This is a genomic window from Methylobacterium sp. J-072 (assembly GCF_022829425.1).
GTDB lineage: Bacteria > Pseudomonadota > Alphaproteobacteria > Rhizobiales > Beijerinckiaceae > Methylobacterium.
The window spans coordinates 27,213-50,801 of sequence record NZ_JAKSYK010000177.1 but is presented as its reverse complement, the minus strand read 5'-3'; the positions used below and the strand labels follow the sequence as shown (position 1 = coordinate 50,801).

Annotated in this window: 19 protein-coding genes; 6 read left to right on the top strand and 13 right to left on the bottom strand. The window is 71.1% G+C overall.

Going from position 1 to position 23,589, the window contains the following annotated elements; genetic code table 11:
- Positions 1-72: 72 nt before the first annotated feature.
- From MKK67_RS21400 to MKK67_RS21385, 4 genes are all read right to left on the bottom strand, one after another.
- Positions 73-2,157, bottom strand: a complete 2,085-nt coding sequence (locus tag MKK67_RS21400) for a hypothetical protein (RefSeq protein WP_243969195.1) — start codon at positions 2,155-2,157, stop codon at positions 73-75.
- Between the two features lie 214 nt (positions 2,158-2,371).
- Positions 2,372-5,191 carry a DUF4159 domain-containing protein gene (locus MKK67_RS21395; RefSeq protein WP_243969192.1) on the bottom strand — a complete coding sequence of 940 codons (2,820 nt, stop codon included), beginning with the start codon at positions 5,189-5,191 and terminating at the stop codon, positions 2,372-2,374.
- A 7-nt stretch (positions 5,192-5,198) separates the two neighbouring features.
- Positions 5,199-6,110 carry a DUF58 domain-containing protein gene (locus MKK67_RS21390; protein ID WP_243969190.1) on the bottom strand — a complete coding sequence of 304 codons (912 nt, stop codon included), beginning with the start codon at positions 6,108-6,110 and terminating at the stop codon, positions 5,199-5,201.
- Positions 6,111-6,112: 2 nt separating this feature from the next.
- Positions 6,113-7,117, bottom strand: coding sequence for an AAA family ATPase (locus MKK67_RS21385; RefSeq protein ID WP_243969187.1), 1,005 nt, complete (start codon positions 7,115-7,117; stop codon positions 6,113-6,115).
- Positions 7,118-7,396: 279 nt separating this feature from the next.
- Between MKK67_RS21385 and MKK67_RS21380 the strand changes: the two genes are divergently transcribed.
- Both MKK67_RS21380 and MKK67_RS21375 read left to right on the top strand, forming a co-directional pair.
- Positions 7,397-10,504 (top strand): rhamnan synthesis F family protein, encoded by a 3,108-nt coding sequence (locus MKK67_RS21380; RefSeq protein ID WP_243969185.1) that lies wholly within the window; start codon positions 7,397-7,399, stop codon positions 10,502-10,504.
- A gap of 19 nt (positions 10,505-10,523) precedes the next feature.
- Positions 10,524-12,050 carry a glycosyltransferase family 2 protein gene (locus tag MKK67_RS21375; protein WP_243969183.1) on the top strand — a complete coding sequence of 509 codons (1,527 nt, stop codon included), beginning with the start codon at positions 10,524-10,526 and terminating at the stop codon, positions 12,048-12,050.
- Positions 12,051-12,052: 2 nt separating this feature from the next.
- On the opposite strand, the gene MKK67_RS21370 is transcribed toward MKK67_RS21375, so the two are convergent.
- Positions 12,053-13,324 (bottom strand): FAD-dependent monooxygenase, encoded by a 1,272-nt coding sequence (locus MKK67_RS21370; protein WP_243969180.1) that lies wholly within the window; start codon positions 13,322-13,324, stop codon positions 12,053-12,055.
- Positions 13,325-13,419: 95 nt separating this feature from the next.
- Between MKK67_RS21370 and tesB the strand changes: the two genes are divergently transcribed.
- The 3 genes from tesB (at position 13,420) to MKK67_RS21355 (ending at position 16,541) form a co-directional block, all read left to right on the top strand.
- Complete coding sequence (tesB, locus tag MKK67_RS21365) at positions 13,420-14,319, top strand: acyl-CoA thioesterase II (protein WP_243969178.1); 900 nt, start codon at positions 13,420-13,422, stop codon at positions 14,317-14,319.
- Between the two features lie 301 nt (positions 14,320-14,620).
- The gene (locus MKK67_RS21360; RefSeq protein WP_092036434.1) at positions 14,621-14,959 is read left to right on the top strand and encodes a P-II family nitrogen regulator; all 339 of its coding nucleotides are present in this window, start codon (positions 14,621-14,623) and stop codon (positions 14,957-14,959) included.
- 67 nt (positions 14,960-15,026) lie between these two features.
- Positions 15,027-16,541, top strand: coding sequence for an ammonium transporter (locus MKK67_RS21355; RefSeq protein ID WP_243969176.1), 1,515 nt, complete (start codon positions 15,027-15,029; stop codon positions 16,539-16,541).
- Between the two features lie 378 nt (positions 16,542-16,919).
- On the opposite strand, the gene MKK67_RS21350 is transcribed toward MKK67_RS21355, so the two are convergent.
- The 4 genes from MKK67_RS21350 to trmD form a co-directional block, all read right to left on the bottom strand.
- Positions 16,920-17,114 (bottom strand): type II toxin-antitoxin system HicA family toxin, encoded by a 195-nt coding sequence (locus MKK67_RS21350; protein ID WP_243969174.1) that lies wholly within the window; start codon positions 17,112-17,114, stop codon positions 16,920-16,922.
- Positions 17,111-17,338: a DUF1902 domain-containing protein gene (locus MKK67_RS21345; RefSeq protein ID WP_243969172.1), complete on the bottom strand. Its 228-nt coding sequence runs from the start codon at positions 17,336-17,338 to the stop codon at positions 17,111-17,113. The genes MKK67_RS21350 and MKK67_RS21345 overlap by 4 nt, the downstream gene beginning before the upstream one ends.
- 169 nt (positions 17,339-17,507) lie before the next feature.
- Positions 17,508-18,674, bottom strand: coding sequence for a phosphoserine transaminase (locus MKK67_RS21340; protein ID WP_243969170.1), 1,167 nt, complete (start codon positions 18,672-18,674; stop codon positions 17,508-17,510).
- A 352-nt stretch (positions 18,675-19,026) separates the two neighbouring features.
- On the bottom strand, positions 19,027-19,755 hold the full coding sequence (gene trmD / locus MKK67_RS21335) for a tRNA (guanosine(37)-N1)-methyltransferase TrmD (protein WP_243969167.1): 729 nt from the start codon (positions 19,753-19,755) through the stop codon (positions 19,027-19,029).
- Between the two features lie 75 nt (positions 19,756-19,830).
- Here trmD and MKK67_RS21330 point away from each other — a divergent pair, with 75 nt between their 5' ends.
- Positions 19,831-20,550: a class I SAM-dependent methyltransferase gene (locus tag MKK67_RS21330; protein WP_243969165.1), complete on the top strand. Its 720-nt coding sequence runs from the start codon at positions 19,831-19,833 to the stop codon at positions 20,548-20,550.
- A 56-nt stretch (positions 20,551-20,606) separates the two neighbouring features.
- Here MKK67_RS21330 and rimM read toward each other — a convergent pair whose 3' ends face one another.
- The 4 genes from rimM to ffh are packed head-to-tail and all read right to left on the bottom strand — an operon-like array spanning position 20,607 to position 23,576.
- Positions 20,607-21,302 (bottom strand): ribosome maturation factor RimM, encoded by a 696-nt coding sequence (gene rimM / locus MKK67_RS21325; RefSeq protein WP_243969163.1) that lies wholly within the window; start codon positions 21,300-21,302, stop codon positions 20,607-20,609.
- A 12-nt stretch (positions 21,303-21,314) separates the two neighbouring features.
- Positions 21,315-21,677 carry a 30S ribosomal protein S16 gene (gene rpsP, locus MKK67_RS21320; RefSeq protein WP_147896965.1) on the bottom strand — a complete coding sequence of 121 codons (363 nt, stop codon included), beginning with the start codon at positions 21,675-21,677 and terminating at the stop codon, positions 21,315-21,317.
- Between the two features lie 4 nt (positions 21,678-21,681).
- The gene (locus MKK67_RS21315) at positions 21,682-22,017 is read right to left on the bottom strand and encodes a chorismate mutase (RefSeq protein WP_092036445.1); all 336 of its coding nucleotides are present in this window, start codon (positions 22,015-22,017) and stop codon (positions 21,682-21,684) included.
- Positions 22,014-23,576 (bottom strand): signal recognition particle protein, encoded by a 1,563-nt coding sequence (gene ffh / locus MKK67_RS21310; protein ID WP_243969161.1) that lies wholly within the window; start codon positions 23,574-23,576, stop codon positions 22,014-22,016. The genes MKK67_RS21315 and ffh overlap by 4 nt, the downstream gene beginning before the upstream one ends.
- Between the last annotated feature and the right edge of the window lie 13 nt (positions 23,577-23,589).

Below are 23,589 nucleotides of genomic sequence, written 5' to 3'. Positions count from 1 at the left end.
CCCTCCCCCGCAAAGGGGGGAGGGAGAGCGCCCAGATTGGGGAAACAAGGTCACCTTCCAAGTCACAAAAACTCAAACCGCACGCCCGCGGCGTCCCTCGACCAGCCACATGGCGAGCACGGCCGCCGCCAGGGCGGCCAGGGCGGCGAGGCCGAGGGCCAGGGGGTAGACCTCGACGCCGCGGATATTGGCGCTGTCGCTCGGGCGGAAGCCGATCCAGTCACCGCCGGCCAGGCGGCCGCTGCGCACGGTGGCGAGCCGCGGCACCTGGGTGGTGCCGCCGGCATCCGCGACCCGGCGGATCGAGCCGCCGGAGCCCTCCGCCACCGCCTTCAGGCGCTCGGTGTCGCTGAATACGTCGGCGAGCTCGCGCGGGTTGGCCGGGCCGACGCTGACGAAGGCCACGAGGTTGCCCGAACGCAGGGTGTGTAACCCCAGGGTCTCGGCGTCGAAGGTGGCGGTGAACAGGCCGGGCTCGCCGGGCTTGAGGGTGAGCGTCGTGATCTTGCCGGTGGGGCCGGTGACGGTGACCGGCTCAACCTGCTCGGCCATGGTCTGGCGCTCGACCCGCACCTCGCGGCCGCGGCCCGTGGTCTGCGCCCGCAGGGCCTCCTCTTCGAGGGCCGGCTCCTTCATCAGCCAGTGCGCGAGGCGGCGCAGCAGGTCGAGATAGGGGCCGCCCTCCTGGTAGCCCCGCGCCCAGAGCCAGGCATGGTCGGACAGGAGCAGCGCGACCCGGCCCTTGTCTTCCCGGGACAGGGCGAGCAGCGGCAGCCCGTCGGCCCCCGACAGGATCGGCTGGATGCCGGGCCGGGTGCGGGCCTGGACGATGCGCAGCCAGTCGCCCCAGGCGGGCGGGTTGGCGTCCGAGCCCGGCAGGTCGCGGGTCACAGGGTGGCGCTGGCCGATCTGGGTCGGCGTCGCCTTGTAGGGGCGCTCGACCACCCGCCCGTCCGGGTCGCCCGGCAGGATGCCGGCGAGCCGCGTGCGGGCGAGGCTCGCCGGACCGGCATATTCGGGGCCGGCGGCGACGAGCAGCGCGCCGCCCTCGCGGACGTAACGGACGATGTTGTCGAAATAAGCCTGCGGCAGCACGCTCTGGTTGGCGTAGCGGTCGAAGATGATCAGGTCGAAATCCTTGATCTTCTGAACGAACAGCTCGCGGGTCGGGAACGCGATCAACGACAATTCGGAGATCGGTGTGCCGTCCTGCTTCTCCGGCGGGCGCAGGATGGTGAAGTGCACGAGGTCGACGTTGGCGTCGGACTTCAAGAGGTTGCGCCAAGTCCGCTCGCCCTGATGCGGCTCGCCGGAGACCAGGAGCACCCGGAGCTTCTCGCGGATGCCCTCGATCGGCAGGACCGCGCGGTTGTTGACCGTGGTCAGTTCCCCCGGCAGCGGCTCGACCTCGATCTCGACGACGTTCGGGCCGCCATGCTCGATCCGAGTGGTCAGCGCGAACGGCTTGTCGGTGGCGACATCCCGCCGGTCGATCTCCTCGCCGTCGCGGCGGACCGTGACGACCGCGTGGCCGGTGCCGCCGCGTTCCATCACCTCGGCGCGGATCGACAGATCCTTGCCGACGATGCCGAAGCGGGGCGCCTCCAGGAGCTTGATCTGCCGGTCGCGCTCGTCTGGATGGCCGGTGACCAGCACGTGGAGCGGCGCCTTGATGCCGAGCTGGGCCATCGCGGCCGGGATGTCGTGAACCACGCCGTCGGTGAGCATCACGATCCCGGCGAGCCGCTCGGGCGGCACGTCGGCGAGCGCCTGGCCCAGCGCCGTGAACAGCTTGGTACCGTCGTCGCCGTCCTTGGCGTCGGGCACGTCGATGAAGCGCGGCTCGATGTTGGTGAGCGCGCCGAAGCGGCGCTGCAACTCGGCCCGGACCGCGTCGGTCATCTGCGGCCGGTCGCCCAGCGCCTGCGAGCCGGAGCGGTCGACCACGATCGCCGCGATATCCTTCACCGGCTCGCGGTCCTCCCGCACCAGAGCGGGGTTGGCGAGGGCCGCCAGCACCAGGGCGAGCACTACGGCGCGCAGCAGCGCCGTCCGGCCCCGTGCCACGAAGGCGAGCACGGCCAGGACGACGACGATCAGGCCGAGAGCGGCCAGGACCGGCCACGGGAGGAGGGGGGTAAAGCTGAGGCTCAGCATGGCGTGCAAGCCTCCGAGATGCGTGTGAGGGATGTAGCGACGGGCCCATCAACCCCCCTCATCCTGAGGTGCCGCGTCAGCGGCCTCGAAGGAGGGCTCCAGGGATCGCCGAGACCGCTGGAGGGCTCCTTCGAGGCGCCCGCTGCGCGGCTGCACCTCAGGATGAAGAGGGTTGGTGGGAGCAGGCGCTGCCCGGGAAACGTGTCGATGCCTGTCACTGTCCCAGCCGCTCCAGCAGCGCGGGCACGTGGACCTGGTCCGCCTTGTAGTTTCCGGTGAGCGTGTAGATCACGATGTTCACGCCGCCGCGGAAGGCCATCTCGCGCTGGCGCTGGTCGCCGCCGACCACCGGGTAGAGCGGCTCGCCGCGGCGGCCCACCGCCCAGGCGGCGGCGAGGTCGTTGCCGGTGATGATGATCGGGCTGACGCCGTCGCCGGCCCGGGCCGGGCGGCGCTCGGCGCCCTCCGCGGCGGGGGGCAGGGCTTCCACCCAGGTCTGGCCGGTGGCGTAGCGGCCGGGGAAGCTGTCGACGAGATAGAACGCCTTGGTCAGGACGTGGTCGAGGGGCACCGGCTCCAGCTCCGGCACTTCGAGGGTCGCCAGCATCTTGCGCAGGTAAGCCGCCTCCGGGGAGGGCGGGCCGCCCGGGCGGGCGGTGAGCGCGTCGCGTGTGTCGAACAGGACCGTGCCGCCGTTGCGCATGAACGCGTCGATCTTGCGGATCGCCGCCTCGGAGGGCTGGGGCCGGGACGGTGCGATCGGCCAGTAGATCAGGGGATAGAAGGCCAGCTCGTCCTTGGCCGGGTCGATGCCCGCGGGCTCGCCCGGTTCGAGGGCGGTGCGCGAGGCGAGCATCTGGGTCAGACCGGTCAGACCGGTCCGGCTGGCCTCGTCGAGAGCGGCGTCGCCGGTGATCACGTAGGCGAGCCGCGTGACCAGGGACGATTCGATGCCGTTCGGCCGGTTGGCCGCGGGCTCCTCGGCGCGCAGCGGCTGCGCCGGCAGGGTAGCGAACAGCAACAGACCGGCGAAGGCCAGCACCGCCGGACGTCCGCGCAGGCGGCTTGCCCAGGCGGAGCGGCGCAGGAAGCCGCCGAGCCACAGGCCGGCCAAGGTGTCGAGGGCAAGCAGCAGCAGCGCCAGGGTGAACAACGTGGGACGCAGATCCAGGGTCTCAGCTCCGGCGAGGGTTCCGATCCGGGCGCCGTCTAACCCCGCGGTGTCGAGGGGCCTCAGGCGGTCGTCGGGCTTGAGGGCGTTGACGCTGATACCGCCATCGGCCGGTCCGTAGAAACCAGGCGGGTGCTCGGCGTTCCCCCGGTCGGCATAGTCGGCCGCCACCGCGGTGGCCGAGGCGGGGGGCGAGCCGAGGGCTCCGAACCCGTCCAGCGTCGCCCGGGGGGCGAGCACCACAGCGGATGCGCGACTGGCCTCGCCCGCCGGGGGCGCCGAGGTGCCGGCCAGGCCGACCACGCGCCGGAGCATGTCGATGAACAGCCCCGACAGCGGCAGGTTCGACCAGGTCGTGTCGGCGGTGACGTGGAACAGCACCAGCGTGCCCTGGCCGCGCTTCTGCGCGGTGACGATCGGCGTTCCGTCCTGCAGGGAGGCCCAGGTCCGGTTCGGCAAGTCGCCGTCCGGCTCGGCCAGGATCTGGCGGCGCACGCCGATATCGGCCGGCGGGGTCAGGCCGGCGAAGGGGCTCTCGGGCGGGAACGGCGCCAAGGTCTTGGGGCTGTCCCATGAGAGCGTGCCGCCCAGCGTCCGGTTGCCCCGGCGCAGGCGGACCGGCACCAGCGGGTCGTTGCCGGCGGCGAGGCGCGGGCCGGCGAAGCGCAGCAGCATGCCGCCGGCCTTCACGAAGCTCTCGACCCGGGCGGTGGTCCGCTCGTCCAGCGCACCGACATCGGCGAGTACCAGCACCGAGACCTGGTTGTCGAGGAGCTGATTGATCGAGTCCGCCGTGCCCTTGGCGCCGCGCGCCTCCTGCACGTCCGCGAAGGGCTGGAGCGCTCGGGCGAGGTAATAGGTCGGCGCCAGCAGGGGCTGGGCCTGGTCGAGGGTGCCGCCGAAGACGAGCCCGACCCGGCGGCGCTTGCCGCGTTCGTCCTGAAGCACGACGGCCCCGGCCGAGCGCTCCCCGGCGATCTCCAGGCGGCTGATGCTGTTGCGCAGCTCCACGGGCATCTCGAAGGCCGCCGTGGCCTCGGTGGCGTCGGCCGCGAAGGCGATGTCGCGCTCGGCCAGCGGCAGGCCCTTCTGGTCGAGCGCCCGGATCACGCCGGTGTCGCGCCCGTTCGGGGCCGCCCGCAGGGCCCGGGCCGTGAGGGTGCCGCCGGTCTCGGAGGCGGTGAGCGCCAGGGCCGGCGGTTTTTCCGCTCGCAGCACGGTCAGGGCGGCGCCGCTGCCGCCGACGAGGTCGGCCAGGCCCTTGGCGAAGCGCTCGTCGCTGGCCCCGGCGACGCCGTCGCTGATCCAGACGAGGCCGGCGCCCCGGTTCTTCTCCAGGAACGTCCCGATGCTGGCGAGATGCGCGTCGCGGGTTGGCAGGATCGGGCGGGGTGCCAGGGCGCGCAGGCGCTCCAGGGCGGCGGCCGGGGTCTTGGCCTCGAAGGCGGCGGGCGGCTCGGCCAGGCCGATCACCGCCACCGGCCGTCCGTCCCGGGCCGCGCCCTCGATCGCGTCGGTGGCGACGCGCAGCCGGTCGCGCCAGTCGTGGGCGGCGGCGAAGCCGTTGTCGAGGAGCACGAGGAGCGCGCTGCGGCCGCCGCCCGCCCCGACACCGCCGGGATTCCAGACCGGGCCGGCCACCGCCAGGATCAGCGCGGCGGCGATCAGCAGGCGCAGGAGCAAAAGCCAGGGTGGGGTGCGCGCCGGCGTCTGCCGCTGCGGGATCAGGTCGGCGACGAGCTTGAGCGGCGGGAACTCGATCCGGCGCGGGCGCGGCGGCGTCACCCGCAGCAGGAACCACAGGGCCGGCAGACCGATCAGGGCGGCGAGCGCCAGGGGCGCCGCGAAGGTCAGACCCAGCATGGCGGCCTCACTCCGGGCCGCGCGCGGCGATCAGCGTGGCGAGCCGCAGGGCCGCCTCGCTCGCCGGGCGGTCGGTGCGGTGAATGGTGAGCGTCCAGCCCTGCTGGCGGGCGATCGCCTGGAGGGCGGCGCGGTGCTCGGCGATGCGGGCACGGTAGCGGGCGCCCCAGGCATCGGCGTCGCCGATATCGAGGCTGAGCCCGCCTTCGAGATCGTGCAGCACTGCCTGGCCGGTGAATGGAAAGGTCTCCTCGATCGGATCCACCACCATCAGCAGATGGCCGCGGCTGCCCCGCCCGGCGAGGCTTTGCACGGCGGTCGCGATCCGGCCGGGATCGGTGAGGAAGTCGCCGATCAGCACCACCTCGTCGAACCGGGCCGGGCTCGCCCGCGGCGGCAGGTCCTGCTCCAGGCCGGACTTGTCGGCGACGAGCGCCTGGATCATCCGCTCGACGATCCCCCGCGAGGCGGTGGCCCGGGTCAGACCCAGCAGCCCGACCCGCTCGCCGCCCTCCACGAAGGCGTCGGCTAGGGCTAACCCCAGGACCAGAGCCCGTTCGACTTTGGACGCCGACGCCAAGTCCGAAGAAAAGCCCATGGAGGCGGAGCGGTCGATCCACAGCCAGATGTTGTGGGCCGCCTCCCATTCGCGCTCGCGCACGTAGAGCCTGTCGTCCCGGGCCGAGCGGCGCCAATCGACCCGCGCGGCGGCTTCGCCGGTGACGAAGGGGCGGAACTGCCAGAAACTCTCGCCCGGCCCCGCCCGGCGACGACCGTGCAGGCCGTGGGCCAGCAGGCTCGAGACCCGCCGCGCCTCCAGCACGAGGCGGGGCATCTTTTCGGAGAGGGCGGTCGCACCCTCGCTCTCGCGCCTGCCGGGGGTGCGCCGTTCGGAGTCGAGGGCGTGTGTCCCGACCAAGGCTAAAGCTTCTCGGCGAGCTTGCCGATCAGGCCCTCGATGGTCTCGCCGTCGGCGCGGGCGGTGTAGCTGAGCGCCATCCGGTGCTTGAGCACCGGCTCGGCCAGGGCCTTCACATCGGCCAAGGAGGGCGCGACCCGGCCCTCGATCAACGCCCGTGCGCGGGCGGCGAGCGTCAGCGCCTGGCTGGCGCGGGGGCCGGGGCCCCAGAGCAGCTTGTCCTTGACCAGCGCGTCGCCGCCATCGGGGCGGGCGGCGCGCACAAGGTCGAGGATCGCCTCGACCACGGCCTCGCCCACGGGCAGCCGGCGCACGAGGCGCTGGGCGGTGAGCAACTGCTCGGTGGACATCACCGCGTGCGGCCGCACCTCGTCGATGCCGGTGGTCTCGATCAGGATCCGGCGCTCGGCGGCGCGGTCGGGATAGCCGACGTCGATCTCCAGCAGGAAGCGGTCGAGCTGGGCCTCGGGCAGCGGGTAGGTGCCCTCCTGCTCGATCGGGTTCTGGGTGGCGAGCACGTGGAACGGCCGCGGCAGGTCATGGCGGGCGCCGGCCACCGAGACGTGGCCCTCCTGCATCGCCTGGAGCAGGGCCGACTGCGTGCGCGGGCTCGCCCGGTTGATCTCGTCGGCCATCAGCAGCTGTGTGAAGACCGGCCCCTGCACGAACCGGAACGCCCGGCGGCGCTCGGCATCCTCCTCCAAGATCTCGGTGCCGAGGATGTCGGACGGCATCAGGTCCGGGGTGAACTGCACGCGCCGCGCGTCGAGGCCGAGCACCGTGCCCAGCGTCTCCACGAGCTTGGTCTTGGCGAGCCCCGGCAAGCCGACGAGCAGGCCGTGGCCGCCCGCCAGGATCGTCACCAGGGCGAGATCGACGACCTTCTCCTGGCCGAAGATCACCCCGTGGATCGCGTCGCGCGCCTGACCCACGGCGGCGAGGCAGCTCTCCGCGGTCGCCACGATGCCGTCGTCGAGGCTGGTGGCCGGGCTGATCGCCTGCGTCATGCGGTTGTCCGTCTCCTGTCCGGGGCCCCGGGGAACCCCGCCGGTCATCCGGTCAATGTGGGGCCGTTCGCACCGGGCTGGCAAGGTCGGGATCGCCGCACGCGGATTGGGCGGGATTATCCGAGGGTTCTGCGCCGCTGCGCGGCACGGCCCTTGGCGCGGGCCGGCCGGACCATTAGGAAGGCGCGCGAGCCGGGGCGGCCGGCTGAACCTCCTGATGTCTCTCGCGGATTGCGGCGTGGGCAGCAAAGCGGGCCTCCCGCGTATCCGGTACTCACCATGCGCCTTCGAGATGTGTTCGTCGCCGGTCCCGCGCGGTCCCTCACGCGCCCGCTGGCCCGGCGCCTGAAGCGGCGGCGGACGAACGAGCCCCGGCAGGCGGATCTCGTGGCGGCCGTGAAGGCCTCGGGCCTGTTCGATCCGGCCTGGTATGCGCGGCGCTATCCCGACGTGGTCGGCGAGGGGATCGACCCGGCCGTGCACTACGCAGTCCATGGCGGGCGCGAGGGCCGCTGGCCGTCGCCCCTGTTCCACGGCGACCGCTATCTCGACGCCGTCCCGGGCCTGCGGGCCGAGGGCGTGAACCCCCTGATCCACTATGTCGAGCGCGGCGCCGATGCCGGCATCGCCCCCAACCCGCTGTTCGATCCGGACTGGTACGCCGCGCGCTATCTCGGCGGCGCCGACGCCCGCGCCCGGGCGTTCTTCCACTTCGTGAAGAGCCCCGACACCGACCCGTCGCCGCTGTTCGAGTCCGCCTGGTACCGGTCGCGCTACCCGGACGCCCGGGAAGCGGGCGGCATCGCGCTGGCGCATTACTACGAGACCGGCCGGAAGCAGGGCTACCTGCGCAATCCGGATGAATTCGCCGGGCTGTCGCGGCATGTCGATCTGATCCGCCGGTCCGGGATCTTCGACGCCGAATTCTACCGCGGGCGCTGCCCCGAGGCCGAGACCAGCGGGCTCGAACCTCTTGAACATTACGTGATGGCCGGCGGCTACCGGCGCTACGCCCCGCATCCCCTGTTCGATCCGGACTGGTACGCCGCGCAATCGGCGGCGGTGCGCGCCGACAGCCTCAACCCGCTGGTGCATTTCCTGGAGCACGGCGCCCGGGAGGGGCTCGATCCCGGCCCCTGGTTCGACACTCGCTGGTACACGAAGACCTACCTCGCCGACGACGAAACGGACGCGAACCCGCTCGCGCATTTCCTGGCCGATAACGGCTGGCGTACGAGCCCGTCCCCGCGCTTCGACGCGCCCTGGTACCTCGCCCGCTACCCCAGGGTCGCGGCGCTCGGGCTCAATCCGCTCGTCGACTACGTCACCACCGGGCTGGAGGCGGGGCGCCTGACCCGCCGGGTCGCCGGTGCCGCGGTGCCCGAGGCCGCCGATGCCCGCCTGTCCTGCCTGAAGCGGGAGCCGCGCCGGCACGGCCGCACGGCCCTGTTCATCACCCATGCGCCGGAGGGGCGCATCCGCGGCCATGTCGAGCCCTACCTGCGGGCCTTTGCCGAGAACGGCATCGACATCGTGCTGATCATCGCGGCCGACCAGCACAAGACCGCGGTGCCGGAGGCGATCCTGACGCTGTGCGCCTCGGCCTACCTGCGCGAGAATACCGGCTTCGATTTCGCCGCCTGGGCGCATGTCCTCCTGGAGGACGACGACCTGCTCGATTCCGAGACCCTGTACCTCGCGAACGACAGCCTGGTCGGGCCCCTCGACAGCGGCGACTTCGCCGGGCTGCTGGCGAAGATCGATGCCTATCCGGAGGCGGTGATCGGGCTTGCCGACAATTTCTATTACAGTCACCACCTCCAGAGCTTCTTCCTGGCCCTGAAGAAGCGCTGCCTATCCTCCTACGCGTTCAACCACTTCATCCAGTCGGTGGCGAACTGGCCGGACAAGAACATTGTCATCACCGAGTACGAGCTGACCTTCTCCGGGCGGATGCGGGCCGCGGGGCTCGGGATGCGCAGCCTGTTCTCGGCCCAGAACAAGCACATGACGCTGGTCAACGACCCGCGCAACAACCGCACCCTGTTCGACTGGGAGAACATGCTCGGCCAGGGCTTCCCGTTCGTGAAGCGCTCGCTCTTGGGCGAGCACGCCGCGATCGGCGGCGCTGCGGTGCGCGCGGCGATCGAGGAGCGCGGCTTCGACCTCGACCGGCTCGACCAGACCTTCACGTATCCCGGCCCCAGGATCTGGGCCGACCTGCGCAAGCCTCAGGCGCCGGAGCGGCCCCTGCGGGTCTCGTATGTCTCGCCGATGAACTACGCCAACGGGCTCGGCGTCGCGGCGCGTAGCTACGTGCGGGCGCTGCACCGGGCGCCGTTCGCCCTTAACGTCCATCCGATGGAGCGCTCGTTCCACGTCCATGCCCGGGTCGGGCCGGGCTGGCAGGCCCGGACCTTCTCGGGGGCGCCGGACGTCGCCCTGGTGCATTTCAACGGCGACAGCTGGCACTCCCTGATGAGCGCGCGGCAGCTCGACATCGCCGCGAGCGCCCGGCTCAAGATCGGGCTGTTCGTCTGGGAGACCTCGCACGTGCCCGGCGGCTGGCTGCCCACCGTGGACGGCCTCGACGCGATCTGGGCGCCCACCGAGTTCTGCGCCGCGATCTTCCGCCAGATCACCGACATCCCGGTCGATGTCGTGCCCTACGTGGTCGAGAACGAGCCCGGCGAGCCGGCGAGTGCCGCCGCCAAGGCCAACCTGCGCAAGGCGTTTTCCATCGACCCCGCCAGGAAGGTGATCCTCTACGCCTTCGACGGGTCGAGCTACCTCGCCCGCAAGAACCCGCACGCGCTGATCCGGGCGTTCCGGGCCGCGGGGCTGGCGCAAGCCGGCTGGCAGCTCGTGCTCAAGACCAAGCACGTGTTCGACCTGCCCGACGAGGGCAAGAAGCTGCTCGACCTCGTCGGCAAGACCGGCGACGTGGTGGTGATCGACCAGCCGCTCTCCCAGAACGAGCTCGGCGCCCTGTTCGAGCTCTGCGCGGTCTATGCCTCGTCGCATTCCTCCGAAGGTTTTGGGCTGACGATCGCCGAGGCGATGGAGATGGGCAAGGTCGTGGTCGCCACCGATTACGGCGGCAGCCGCGACTTCCTCGACGCCACCTGCGGCTTCCCGGTGAAAGCCGAGATCGCCGCCCTGGACCAGACCTACGGGCCGTATCTGCGCGGCGCCGAATGGGGGCAGGTGGACGAGGACGACCTCGCCCGCGCGCTCACCGACGCCGCCCGGGCGGTGACCAGCGGCGACGCGGCGCGGATCGGCGCCGCCGCCCGCGCCCGGATCCGCGAGCGCCTGTCGATCGGCGCGGTGGCCGCCGCCATGGAGGCGAGCGTCAGCCGCCTCCTCGCAGCCGAACGTATTTGAGGTCCGGGAGACGCGATCCGTGTTGAACAAAAAACCGGTCCCGGCCCCGTCGGCCTCCTGGAGCGCGCGCGCCTGGCCGGACGCGATCCTGCCGCTGCCCCTCGACGAGCGGTTCCACCCGGTCGACGAACGCAAGCTCGGCCAGATCGCCGCCGGCCAGCTTCCAGCCTGCCGGGCCGTGTTCGTGGCCCCGGCCGCCTCCGAGCTGCACCCGGACCTGTTCGCGCCGATCCTCGCCGCGATGGCCGAGCGGCCGGATATCGGCATCTTCTACGGCGACGACGCCGTGGTGGACGGCGCGGGCCAAGTCCGCAGCGTCCATTGCAAGCCGGCCTTCAACCCGGCGCTGCTCATGGCCGATGACTATATCGGTTTCCCGCTGGTGATCCGCGTCTCGGCCCTGGCGAGCCTCACCCCGGATTTCGGCCGGCGCACCGGCAACGCCGCCTGGTTCCGGCTTCTGCTCGACGCGATCTCGGCGGGCATCGGCATCGACCGCATCCCGCAGACGCTGATCGCCTCGCCGCTGGCGCGCCCGAAGGCCAAGCGTGCCGCCCGGGCCGACGTGCTCGACCGCTGGTTCCAGGGCTCGGGTTCCCCCCTGCGCACCGCACCGGGCCTGACCCCGGACACGCTGGAGATCCGCCGCAGCCTCGATACGCGGCCGCCCGTGACTCTGGTGGTCCCGACTGCGCAGAGCCGGCCCCGGGACGAAGAGGGCCGCCCGATCGAGGGCGCCAAGCCTCACGTGATCAACTTCCTCGACAGCCTCGCCCGCAGCAGCTACCCGGCCGACCGGATCCGGGTGCTGATCGGCGACGACAAGACCGACGACGCGATCTACCGAGGCCGCTCGGACCGGTTCGCAGTGACCCGCCTGCTCACCACGCGGCCCGAGGGCGCGCCGTTCAACTACGCGGCCAAGATGAACACCCTCTGGCGCGCCGCCGAGACCGACCTCGTCATCCTTATGAACGACGACTTGGTGGTGCGCCGCCCCGGCTGGATCGAGGCGCTCCTGACCTTCGCGCTGGACCGCGGCGTCGGCGGCGTCGGCGGGCGGCTGCTGTTCCCGAACGGCAAGATCCAGCATGCCGGCATGTTCGGCGGCATCTTCGATGTCTGCGCCCATCCCTGGTACAACCGGGACGCGTCCGAGCCGACCTACGGCGACTGGGCGCTGGCGCAGCGGGACTGTTCGTCGGTCACGGGCGCCCTGTTCGCCACCCGCAAGGCGGTGCTGGAGGCGGTGAACGGCTTCGACGAGCGTTTTGCCCTCGACTTCAACGACGTCGACCTGTGCTTCAAGCTGCGGATGCTCGGCTACCGCATCGTCTACACGCCGTTCGCCGAGATGGCGCACCACGAGAGCGCCTCCCGGCAGACCAGCTTCGCCCCGGGCTCGCAGATCTCGCGCTTCCTGCGGCGCTGGCACGACGTGCTGACCGACGACCCCGCCTACAGCCCGCAGCTGCGCACCGACACCGACGTGGTCGCCCCCCGGGCCGACGCGGCGCGGTGGGTGAGCGAGCGCCGGTCCGCCTGACTTTACAGCGCCTCCCCCCGCATCAGCCGGGGCCGCGACCCGCGCGAGGCCGCGGCCTCGCCGATGAAGAACCGCTTGAGGCCGGGCAGGCGGTCGACGATCCCGAGGCCGAGGTCGCGGGCGAGCCGCAGCGGCAGGGCGTCGTTGGAGAACAGCCGGTTCAGCCCGTCGGTGGCCGCCGCCATGGCGAAGCTGTCGAACCGGCGGGCGCGCTCGTAGGCCCGCAGCACGTCCGGGCTGCCGGGATCGAGGCCGAGGCGGAGCGCCCCGGTCACCGCTTCCGCCAGCGCCGCGGCATCCGCCAGCCCGAGATTGAGACCCTGGCCGGCGATCGGGTGGATGACGTGGGCGGAATCCCCCAGCAGGGCCAGCCGCTCCGCCCGGAACGCCCGGGCGATGCCGAAGGCCAGGGGATGCCGGCTCGGGCCGTGCTCCAGGGCCAGCTTGCCCAAATCCAACGTGAACCGCCGCTCGATCTCGGCCAGCACCTCGTCGGGCTCGCCCGAGAGCAGCGCGTCGGCCTCATCGGCCCGCTCGGTCCAGACGATCGAGGAACGGTGGCCGAGCGATCCGCCGTCCCGCAGGGGAAGGATCGCGAAGGGGCCGGCGGGCAAGAAGTGCTCGAAGGCGCGCCCGTTATGGGGTCGGGCATGCCCGATCGTGGCGACGATCCCGACCTGCGGATAGGACCAGCCGACCCAGCCGATCCGCGCCGCCTCGCGCAGGCGTGAGCGCGCCCCATCGGCGGCCACCAGCAGGTCGGCCTTGAGGGGCACACCCGTGGTCAGCTCCGCCCGGATCGCAGCGCCCTCCGGCACCGCCCGCACGACGCCCCCGCTGACGATGGCGACGCCCGTCGCCCGGCAGGCTTCGGCCAGCGCCTCGGCGAGGGGCTCGGCCTCGACCATGTGGGCGAAAGGCTCGCCCACCGCCCGGTCGGGCTGGTCCTCCTCCTCCCGCCCGAAGGTCAGGAAGACCGGCCGCACTGGGTCGGCGATTCGGCTGTCGCTGATCACCATCTCGGCGATCGGCTCGGCCGCGGCCGAAATTGCGTCCCACAGCCCGAGCTGCGTCAGCATCCGCCGCCCGCCCGCCGCCAGCGCGTAGGCGCGGCCGCGATGTCGGGCGGGATCGGCGCCGTGGGGGTCGATCACGGTCACGGCGAGCGCCGGGCCATGGGCCTGCTTGAGCGCGAGCGCCAAGGCGAGGCTGGCGAGGCCGCCGCCGGCGATCAGGAGGCTGCGGCTGCCGGGGCGGGGCGTCTGGGCCGTCATCGTCACGGATCTCCGATCTGGGGGCCGAGCGCGTGGATCGCTCCGCCCGAAAGGCCTATGTCGCGTTTGGACGACGAACGGAAACCCCGCGACTCATGACCGACGCCACCACCGACGCGATGACCGACGCGGTCGCCGAGCTCATCGCCATCCTCGACCTGGAGCGCCTCGAGGTCGACCTGTTCCGCGGCCAGAACCCCAAGACCGGCTGGCGCCGCGTTTTCGGCGGCCAAGTGGTGGCGCAGGCCCTGGTGGCCGCCACCCGCACGGTGCCGGACGACCGGCCGGCCCATTCGCTCCACGCCTATTTCATGCTCCCGGGCGATCCCCGCGCGCCGATCGTCTACGAAGTCGAGCGCATCCGCGACGGGCGCAGCTTCACCACCCGGCGGGTCAAGGCGATCCAGCACGGGCGGGCGATCTTCGCCACCACGATCTCCTATCAGGTGTCCGAGGGCGGGTTCGAGCATCAGCCGGCAATGCCCGATGTCGCGGGGCCGGACGGCCTCCTCGACGGCAAAGCGCTGGCGGCCTCCGGCGCCACCGGCATGCCCGAGGCGGTCGCCGCCTATTTCGGCCGGGAGCGCCCGATCGAGCTGCGGCCGGTCGATCTCGACCGCTATACCGCCCACCGCAAGGGCGGCGCGCCGCCTGAGCCTGTGTTCAATGTCTGGCTGCGGGCGGCCTCGGCGCTGCCGGACGATCCGGCCCTGCACCGGGCGGTGCTGGCCTACGCCTCCGACATGACCCTCCTCGACGTGTCGCTGATCCCGCATGCCAGCTCGGTGTTCGATCCGAACATCCAGGCGGCGAGCCTCGATCATGCCCTGTGGTTTCACCGCCCGGTCCGAATCGACGACTGGCTGCTCTACGCGCAGGACAGCCCGGCGGCCGGCGGCGCCCGCGGCTTCGCCCGCGGCCAGATCTTCGATCGCGCCGGCAACCTCGTCGCCTCGGTGGCGCAGGAGGGCTTGATTCGGCCGCACGGGGATTAAAAGTCTTTCGCCAACGTACGTTGCAGAAATGCACCTGCTAAAAATGCATATTTTCTCATCATTTGATCACGTTGCAGGCATGTCAGTCGACGTGTCTGCCTCGGGCTTCGCCTGATCCGTCTATTTGCTGGGCATAACGGCCTCTCGTCGAAAAGTTCCCCGCCCAGCTTGAGTGGCATAGTCCTTGAATAGTCCCGCTCAACCGCGGGCCAGCCCGGCTCAGCGGGCGACCCGGGCCGGGTCGCCGCGCAACTCGTGCGACGGCATCGGTTTCCAAGGACTCTGTAAGGGGGCGCCGCCCATGAAGATCGTGATGGCCATCATCAAGCCGTTCAAGCTGGAGGAGGTGCGCGACGCGCTCACCGGAATCGGCGTCCACGGACTGACGGTGACGGAAGTGAAGGGTTACGGCCGTCAGAAGGGCCACACCGAGATCTACCGCGGCGCGGAATACGCGGTGAGCTTCCTGCCCAAGCTCAAGATCGAGGTCGCGGTCGCCTCCGACCTGACCTCCAGCGTCATCGACGCCATCGCGGGTGCGGCGCGTACCGGCCAGATCGGCGACGGCAAGATCTTCGTGCTGCCCCTCGAGAAGGCGGTGCGCATCCGGACCGGCGAGACCGACGCCGACGCTCTGTGAGCCGGCCCGCCGACAGCCTCGACCTTTACCCAACGCTCAACGAATCGCGACCGGGAGCCACCTGTCCATGAAAGTTCGTAATGCCCTCATGCTCGGTTTGGGAGGCGCGGCGCTTGCCGCCCTCCTGATCGAGCCGTCCCTCGCGCAGACCCCGGTGCCGGAAGCCGCCTCCGCGGCGCCGGCTGCCGCCGCGGCCGCGCCGCTGCCCAACAAGGGCGACACCGCCTGGATGCTGATCTCCTCGGCCCTCGTGCTCATGATGAGCGTGCCGGGCCTAGCCCTGTTCTACGGTGGCCTGGTGCGCACCAAGAACATGCTCTCGGTGCTGACCCAGGTGTTCGCGATCGTGTCGATCGTCGGCCTGCTGTGGGTGTTCTACGGCTACAGCCTCGCCTTCACCAACGGCGGCGGCATCAACGACTTCGTCGGCGGCCTGTCCAAGGCGTTCCTGAAGGGCATCGACGCCAACTCGACGGTGGCGACCTTCTCCAACGGCGTCGTGATCCCGGAATACGTCTATCTCTGCTTCCAGATGACGTTCGCCATGATCACCCCGGCGCTGATCGTCGGCGCCTTCGCCGAGCGGATGAAGTTCTCGGCGCTGGTGGTGTTCACGATCCTCTGGGTCACGGTCATCTACTTCCCGATGGCCCACATGGTCTGGTACTGGGCCGGCCCGGACGCGGTCGGCAACGCCGCCAAGGCGCTGGCTGCCGCCACCGACGACGCCTCGAAGGCCACCGCCCAGGCGGCGCTCGACGCGGTCAACAAGGATGCGGGCTTCCTCTTCCAGAAGGGCGCCCTCGACTTCGCCGGTGGCACCGTGGTGCACATCAACGCGGGCATCGCCGGCTTCGTCGGCTGCCTGATCATGGGCAAGCGCATCGGCTACGGCCGCGACCTGCTCGCCCCGCACTCGCTGACCATGACCATGATCGGCGCCTCGCTGCTGTGGGTCGGCTGGTTCGGCTTCAACGCCGGCTCGAACCTCGAGTCCAACGGCACCGCCGCGCTGGCGATGCTCAACACCTTCGTGGCGACCTGCGGCGCCGCGGTGGCGTGGCTGTTCGCCGAGTGGGCGCTCAAGGGCAAGCCGTCGCTGCTCGGCATGCTCTCGGGCGCGGTGGCCGGCCTCGTGGCCGTCACCCCGGCCTCGGGCTTCGCCGGCCCGATGGGCTCGATCGTGCTCGGCCTCGTGGCCGGCGTGGTCTGCTTCGTGATGTGCTCCACCGTGAAGAACGCGCTCGGCTACGACGACTCGCTCGACGTGTTCGGCGTGCACTGCATCGGCGGCATTCTGGGCGCCCTGGCGACCGGCATCCTGGTCGATCCCAACCTCGGTGGCGTCGGCATCCCCGACTACACCTCGAAGCCGGGCGAACTGGCGGTGGGCGCCTACGACATGGTGAGCCAGCTCATCATTCAGGCGGAGGCGGTCGGCCTGACCCTGCTGTGGTCGGGCATCGGCTCGGCGATCCTCTACAAGCTCGTCGACCTGACGATCGGCCTGCGGGTGACCCAGGAAGAGGAGCGCGAGGGCCTCGACATCGCCGATCACGGCGAGCGCGCCTACAACTACTAAGGACGAACAGCGCGGCCTTCCGGGGCCGCGCCGCAGACATGAGAAACCCCGGCTCCGTATGGGCCGGGGTTTTTTGTTGTTCGTCGCACGCCGTCATTGCGAGCGCAGCGAAGCAACCCAGGGCAGCGCGCGGTCTCCGGATGTGGCGTTTCCCTAGGTTGCTTCGCTGCGTTCGCAAAGACGGGAAAACTGCGGGAACGCCTTGGCGCGGATCCCAATCCCTTACCTCAGCCAAAGGCACCGCAGCGCGGTGGAGGTCTCGCAAAGGAGGTCTCCCGAGATCCCAGGGGCCTCTAAAGCGCTCTTGCAGGCTCGCTAACGCGGGCGGTTCAGGATGCGGGGGAAGGGCGGTGCGGGCCGGACCGGTCGAACAGCCCCTCAGAATGCCTTCGGAATCCCAGCCTGTTTAAGGACCCCGTTGGCCGTATGACGGGATTTGATGCTGGCATCGACGACGACCTTCCGGCCGGTCTCCGCATGCCGCCAGATTTCATGATCGCCGCGTCCGCTTCGAAAGAAGCGGTAGCCGTTGTCATGCAGAAGCTTCTTGAGGGGCGGCGTAAAGTCGGTCACGTCGCGCCGACGCGCACCCGATCATGCGCGTAGGCAATCAGGTCGACCTCGACATCGCCGCCCTGTCCGTCCTCCAGAAGATCCTGGATCATGCCGGGGAGCTTGCGCCGCAGGGCATCGAGCGATTCGGCTTCCGTAGCGAGGCCCGGAACATCGCTCTCCGACACATACCAGACGGCCGCTTCTTCATCCCATGCGCAACGAACGACGGCGTGGTGGGTCACGGCGAGTCTCCTGACACAACGATAGGCATCGCGCGAACCGGCCGGCGCGACAAGGCCTTCGCAGAGGAGGACACCGCTTCCCTCCGATCCACGCCCGCGTCCTGGTGGGCCGCAGCGCAGCGGAAACCCCAGGATGCGGGAGAGGGCGGAGCAGACCGCGTCAATCCCGCTACGCAGCTCGGCTCAGCGCCGCCTTCTCCTCGGCGAACGCCCAGTCCAGCCACGACGTCAGCGCCTCGAGATCCGCCGTCTCGACGGTGGCGCCGCACCAGATCCGCAGGCCCGCCGGGGCGTCGCGGTAGGCGCCGATGTCGAGGGCGACGCCCTCGCGGTCGAGGCGCTCGACGATGCCCGAGGCCAGGGCCGCCACCGCCGCGTCGCCGCGGGCCAGCACGTCCGGGTCGGCGATCACCAGGCAGACGCCGGTGTTCGAGTAGGTCGCGGGATTGACCGCCAGCGGCGCGATCCACGGCGTCCGGGCGACCCAGTCGTAGATCGCCTTGGCGTTGGCGTCGGCCCGGGCGTGGAGCGCCGGCAGGCCGCCGATCCGCACCGCCCAGTCCAGGGTGTCGAGGTAATCCTCCACCGCCAGCATCGAGGGGGTGTTGATCGTGTCGCCCTTGAAGATGCCCTCGATCAGCTTGCCGTCCTTGACGAGCCGGAACACCTTCGGCAGCGGCCAGGCCGGGACATAACTCTCTAGCCGCGCCACCGCCCGGGGCGAGAGGATCAGCATGCCGTGCGCGGCCTCGCCGCCCATCACCTTCTGCCAGGAGAAGGTGACGACATCGAGCTTGTCCCAGGCGAGCGGCTGCGCGAAGGCCGCCGAGGTGGCGTCGCAGATCGTCAGGCCCTCGCGGTCGGCGGCGATCCAGTCGCCGTCGGGCACCTTCACGCCGGCCGCGGTGCCGTTCCAGGTGAAGACCACGTCGCTGTGCTTGGTGTCGATCGCCGACAGGTCCGGCAGCACGCCGTAGGGCGTCTGATGGATCTTGGGCGCGATCTTGAGCTGCTTGAGCGCGTCGGTGACCCACTCCTTGCCGAACGCCTCCCAGGCGGCGATCTCCACGGGCTTCGGCCCCAGCAGGGTCCACATCGCCATCTCGACGGCGCCGGTGTCGGAGGCCGGCACGATGCCGATCCGGTAATCGTCGGGCACCTGCAGGATCGAGCGGGTCAGGTCGATGGCCCGGCCGAGCTTGGCCTTGCCGAGCGGAGAGCGGTGCGACCGGCCGAGCGCGGCGTCGGCCAGGGCGGAGGGCGTCCAACCCGGACGCTTGGCACAGGGGCCGGACGAGAAATGGGGAACGCGCGGGCGCCTGTCGGGTCGGCTCATCGTCGGATCCATCCTTGCAGATGGGCGCTCCTCGGCGGGGAGGAGTGTCCCGGCCCGGGGATGCGCCCAATCCAGGCCTCTGGCAAGCGCTTGTCCGGGTTGCAGTCTTCGGCGCGTGCCCCCGGCCGGGACGGGCTGTTCGACGCCGGGGAACCGTCGATTAATCTTGGGGCGTTAGCCTTAATGCCGTGCCGTGTTGCGTTCGAGGTACGCTGATGTCTTTCCACAGCGCTGCGATAGTGTCGGTCTGGTCAGTTTTACTTATGGTTATCGGCGCATTAGCGACCCGCCTGGCCCTGGCGGGCCGGCTTCGGCGTCCGGCGGCGCAGCAGCTTCAGCTCGATCCGCTGGATTACGACCTCGACGGACCGGTGATCGACCTGGAACCCGCCTGAAGGTCCGGCCGCCGCTCGGCGGTGATTCGCTCGGCCTGTTCCCGTCGCCAGCGGGCGATGGCCCCGTGATTGCCGCCCGACAGCACCTCCGGGATCGACCGTCCCTCCCAGTCCCGGGGCCTGGTGTAGTGCGGATATTCGAGGAGCCCGCCCTCAAAACTCTCCTCGATTCCCGATTCCGCCTTGCCCATCACTCCGGGCAGGAGCCGCACACAGGCGTCGAGCACCACCAGGGCGGCGATCTCGCCCCCCGAGAGCACGTAATCGCCGATCGAGACCTCCTCCAGGCCGCGGCCGGCGATGACCCGCTCGTCGACGCCCTCGAACCGGCCGCAGACGATCAGCGCCCCCGGGCCGGCGGCGAGCTCCCGCACCCGGGCCTGGCTCAGGGGCTGGCCGCGGGGGGACATCAGCAGCCGGGGGCGGGGGTCGTCATCCGGGGTCGCGGCGTCGATGGCGGCGGCGAGGACGTCGCAGCGCAGCACCATCCCGGCGCCGCCGCCGGCCGGCGTGTCGTCCACCGCGCGGTGGCGGCCGAGCCCGTGCGCGCGGATGTTGCGGGCCTCCAGGCTCCAGTCGCCCCGGGCGAGCGCGTCGCCGGACAGCGACACGCCCAAAGGCCCCGGGAACATCTCCGGGTAGAGGGTGAGGATCGTGGCCCGCCAGGGCGTTTCCGCGCGCGTCATGGCGCTTGATCGCGCGCGGGGTGCGGCACGGTCAACGGGGCGGGCACCGTTCGCCCCCGCGGCGGGTTGTCGGCGATGATCCGGATCATGCTCCTCCTCTCCGTCGCGCTGGCGGGACCGGCCCTCGCGGCAGGTCCGCTGGCGCCTCCCGGCGCCCCCGCGGGGGCGTTCCCGAAGCCCGACCGGCCGGTGGCTGAGATCGTGGCGCCGCAATGGTCCTCGGAGGCCGAGCGCGACAGAGCCGGCGAGTTCGATCAGGTCGCCCGCGGGATGGGCATCGCCCCCGGCGAGACGGTGGCCGATATCGGCGCCGGCAGCGGCTATTACGTGGTGCGGCTCAGTCCCCGGGTCGGGCCGGGCGGCAAGGTCCTGGCCGAGGACGTGACGCCCGCCTACCTGGCGAGTCTGGAGCGGCGGGTGAAGGGGGTCGACAACGTCACCGTGGTGCGGGGCGAGGCCCACGATCCGCGTCTGGCCCCGGCCTCGGTCGATGCCGCGATCCTGGTGCACATGTACCATGAGATCGCGCAGCCCTTCGGCCTGCTGCACAACCTCGCCCCGGCGATGCGCCCGGGCGGCCGGGTCGGCATCGTCGATGCCGACGACATCCCCTCGCGCCACGGCACCCCGCCGGCGCTGCTGCGCTGCGAACTCGCCGCTGCCGGCTACCGTGAGACCGGGTTCCAAACCTTGAGCGGCGGCGCCTATCTGGCGGTGTTCGCGGCGCCCGCGCCGGAGGACCGACCGCGCCCGGAGACGATCCGCTCGTGCCGGGATGCCGCGACGCCGCGCTGACCGGTTCAGAGCGGGCGCTCAGGCTCCCGGCGCATGGCCGTGATGTCCGAAAAACCTCAGCCCGGATCGTCGGCGGGCTTCTCGCCCACCGACGCGAAGAAATCCTCCGGCAGCACCACGGTCACACGCCGCTGCGGGAGATCCAGGACCGGCACGAACGCCTTGGTGAAGGGGAGCAGCGCCGTCGCGCCGCCCGCGGCGGGGCGGAGTTCGAGGAGGTCGCCGCCGCCGAAATTCGGCACCGCGACGACCGTGCCGATCACGGTGCCGGCCTCGTCCACCGCGGTGGTGCCGATCAGGTCGGCGGCATAGACCTCGTCGTCATCCTCGGGATCCGCCAGGCGGTCGCGGGGGATGAACAATGCGACCCGGTTGAGCGCCTCCGCGGCGTTTCGGCCGCCGATATCCTTCACCCGCGCGATCAGCATGTCTGGGGACGAGCCGGGGGCGGTCCGCACCCCGGACAAGGTCAGCGTGCGCCCGTCCGAAGTCAGGAGCGGGCCGTAGCCGGCGATCGCCAGGGGATCGCCGGTGTAGGATTTGAGCCGGATCTCGCCGTTGAGCCCATGTGCCCGCCCGAACTCGCCCAGGAGGACGAGGTTCGGGTCGGGCGCCACGGGCGGTGCCACCGGCTTCGGGGCCGGCGCCTTGGGCGATGTCGCGGCCTCGGGCGCGATGGCACCGATCGCCGTGCCGGCGCGGCCGCGGCGACCGCCGTCGCGGGAGAATGAACCTGCGGGGCGGCGCGCCATGGCGCAGGCGCCTTACGCGGCGGCGTCCTCGGCGGGCGCGGCGGCCTTCTCGGCGCGCTTGGTCGCGCGCTCCTTGGCCTTCTCGCCGGGCTCGGCCTTCTGCGGGTTGTTGCGGGTCGGGCGCTTGGCGAGGCCGGCCTGGTCGAGGAAGCGCAGGACCCGGTCGGTCGGCTGCGCGCCCTTGGCGAGCCAGCCCTGGATCTTCTCGGCGTCAAGCTGGATCCGGGCCGGATCGTCCTTGGGCTTCATCGGGTCGTAGGCGCCGACCTTGTCGATGAAGCGGCCGTCGCGGGGAGCGCGGGCGTCGGCGACGACGATGCGGTAGTACGGACGCTTCTTGGCGCCACCGCGGGTGAGACGGATCTTCAGGGCCATTGGTTTACGACTTTCTCTCGGTGTCGATCGCCGACTCGTGCGTCGCCGCGATCGTCTGGTGGTGCCGGATGACTTCCTTGACCACGAAGGCCAAAAACTTCTCGGCGAAATCGGGGTCGAGCTTGGCCTCGACCGCGAGCTTGCGGAGCCGGGCGACCTGACGCGCCTCCCGGTCCGGATCGGAAGGGGGGATCCCCTTTCGGGCCTTGAGCTCGCCGACCCGCTGCGTGCAGCGGAAGCGTTCGGCGAGCAGATGGATCAGCGCCGCATCGAAATTGTCGATGCTGTCGCGCAGGCGCGCGAGTTCGGGATCGACCGCCTGGGCCGCCAGCACGCTCATTTCTTCTTCCCCGGCATGAAGCCGCCGAGGCCGGGCAGCTTCGGACCGCCGAGGCCGGGAAGTCCCGGCATCTTGGGCATCCCGCCGCCGCCCAGGCCCGGCGGCATCGGCGGCAGCTTGCCGCCGAACTGTTTTTCCATCGCGGCGATCTGCTCGGGCGTCGGCTCGGGCATGCCGGGGGGCAGGCCGGGCATGCCGCCGCCCATCCCGCCGCCACCGAGCCCGAACATCGAGCCGAGCGCCTGGCCGATGCCGCGCTTGCCCGAGCCCATCGCCTTCATCATGTCGGCCATGGTCCGGTGCATCTTCAGGAGCTTGTTGATCTCCGAGACGTCGACGCCCGAGCCCGCCGCGATGCGCTTCTTTCGGGAGTTCTTCAGCAGGTCCGGGTTCTTGCGCTCCTGCGCGGTCATCGACGAGATGATCGCGCGCTGGCGCTTGAACATCTTCTCGTCGAGGTTGGCGCCTTCGACCTGCTTCTTGATCGCGCCCATGCCGGGCAGCATGCCCATCAAGCCGCCGATGCCGCCCATCTTCTCCATCTGGGCGAGCTGCATGGAGAGGTCCTCCAGGTCGAACTTGCCCTTGCGCATCTTCTCCGCGGTGCGGAGCGCCTGCTCGTGGTCGATGGTCTCGGCGGCCTTCTCGACCAGGGAGACGATGTCGCCCATGCCGAGGATGCGGTTGGCGACGCGGGAGGGATGGAACTCCTCCAGCGCGTCGACCTTCTCGCCGGTGCCGACGAGCTTGATCGGCTTGCCGGTGACGGCGCGCATCGACAACGCCGCGCCGCCGCGGGAATCGCCGTCCATGCGGGTGAGCACGATGCCCGTGACGCCGAGCCGCTCGTCGAAGGCGCGGGCGGTGTTGACCGCGTCCTGGCCGGTCAGCGCGTCGGCGACCAGCAGCACCTCGTGGGGCCGGGTCGCGGCCTTCACCTCGGCCGCCTCGACCATCAGGGCCTCGTCGACCGTGGTGCGGCCGGCGGTGTCGAGCATCACCACGTCGAAGCCGCCGAGCCGAGCGGCTTCCATGGCGCGCTTGGCGATCTGCACCGCCGACTGGCCGGCCACGATCGGCAAGCTCTCGACGCCGACCTGCTTCGCGAGGACCGCGAGCTGCTCCATGGCGGCCGGGCGCCGGGTATCGAGGGAGGCGAGCAGGACGCGCCGCTTCTCGCGCTCCGACAGGCGCCGGGCGATCTTGGCGGTGGTGGTGGTCTTGCCCGAGCCCTGGAGGCCGACCATCAGGATCGGCACCGGGGCGGGGGCGTTGAGGTCGATCACCTCGGCATCCGTGCCGAGCATCGCCACCAGCTCGTCGTTGACGATCTTGACGACCATCTGGCCGGGGGTGACCGACTTGAGCACGACGGCGCCGACCGCCTTCTCCTTCACCCGGTCGGTGAAGCCGCGCACGACCTCCAGGGCCACGTCGGCTTCCAGCAGGGCGCGGCGGACCTCGCGCATCGCCGCGGTGACGTCGGCTTCGGTCAGGGCGCCCCGGCGGGTGAGCCCCGAGAGGATGCCGGAGAGGCGGTCGGACAGGCCTTCGAACATGGTTTTCGGACCC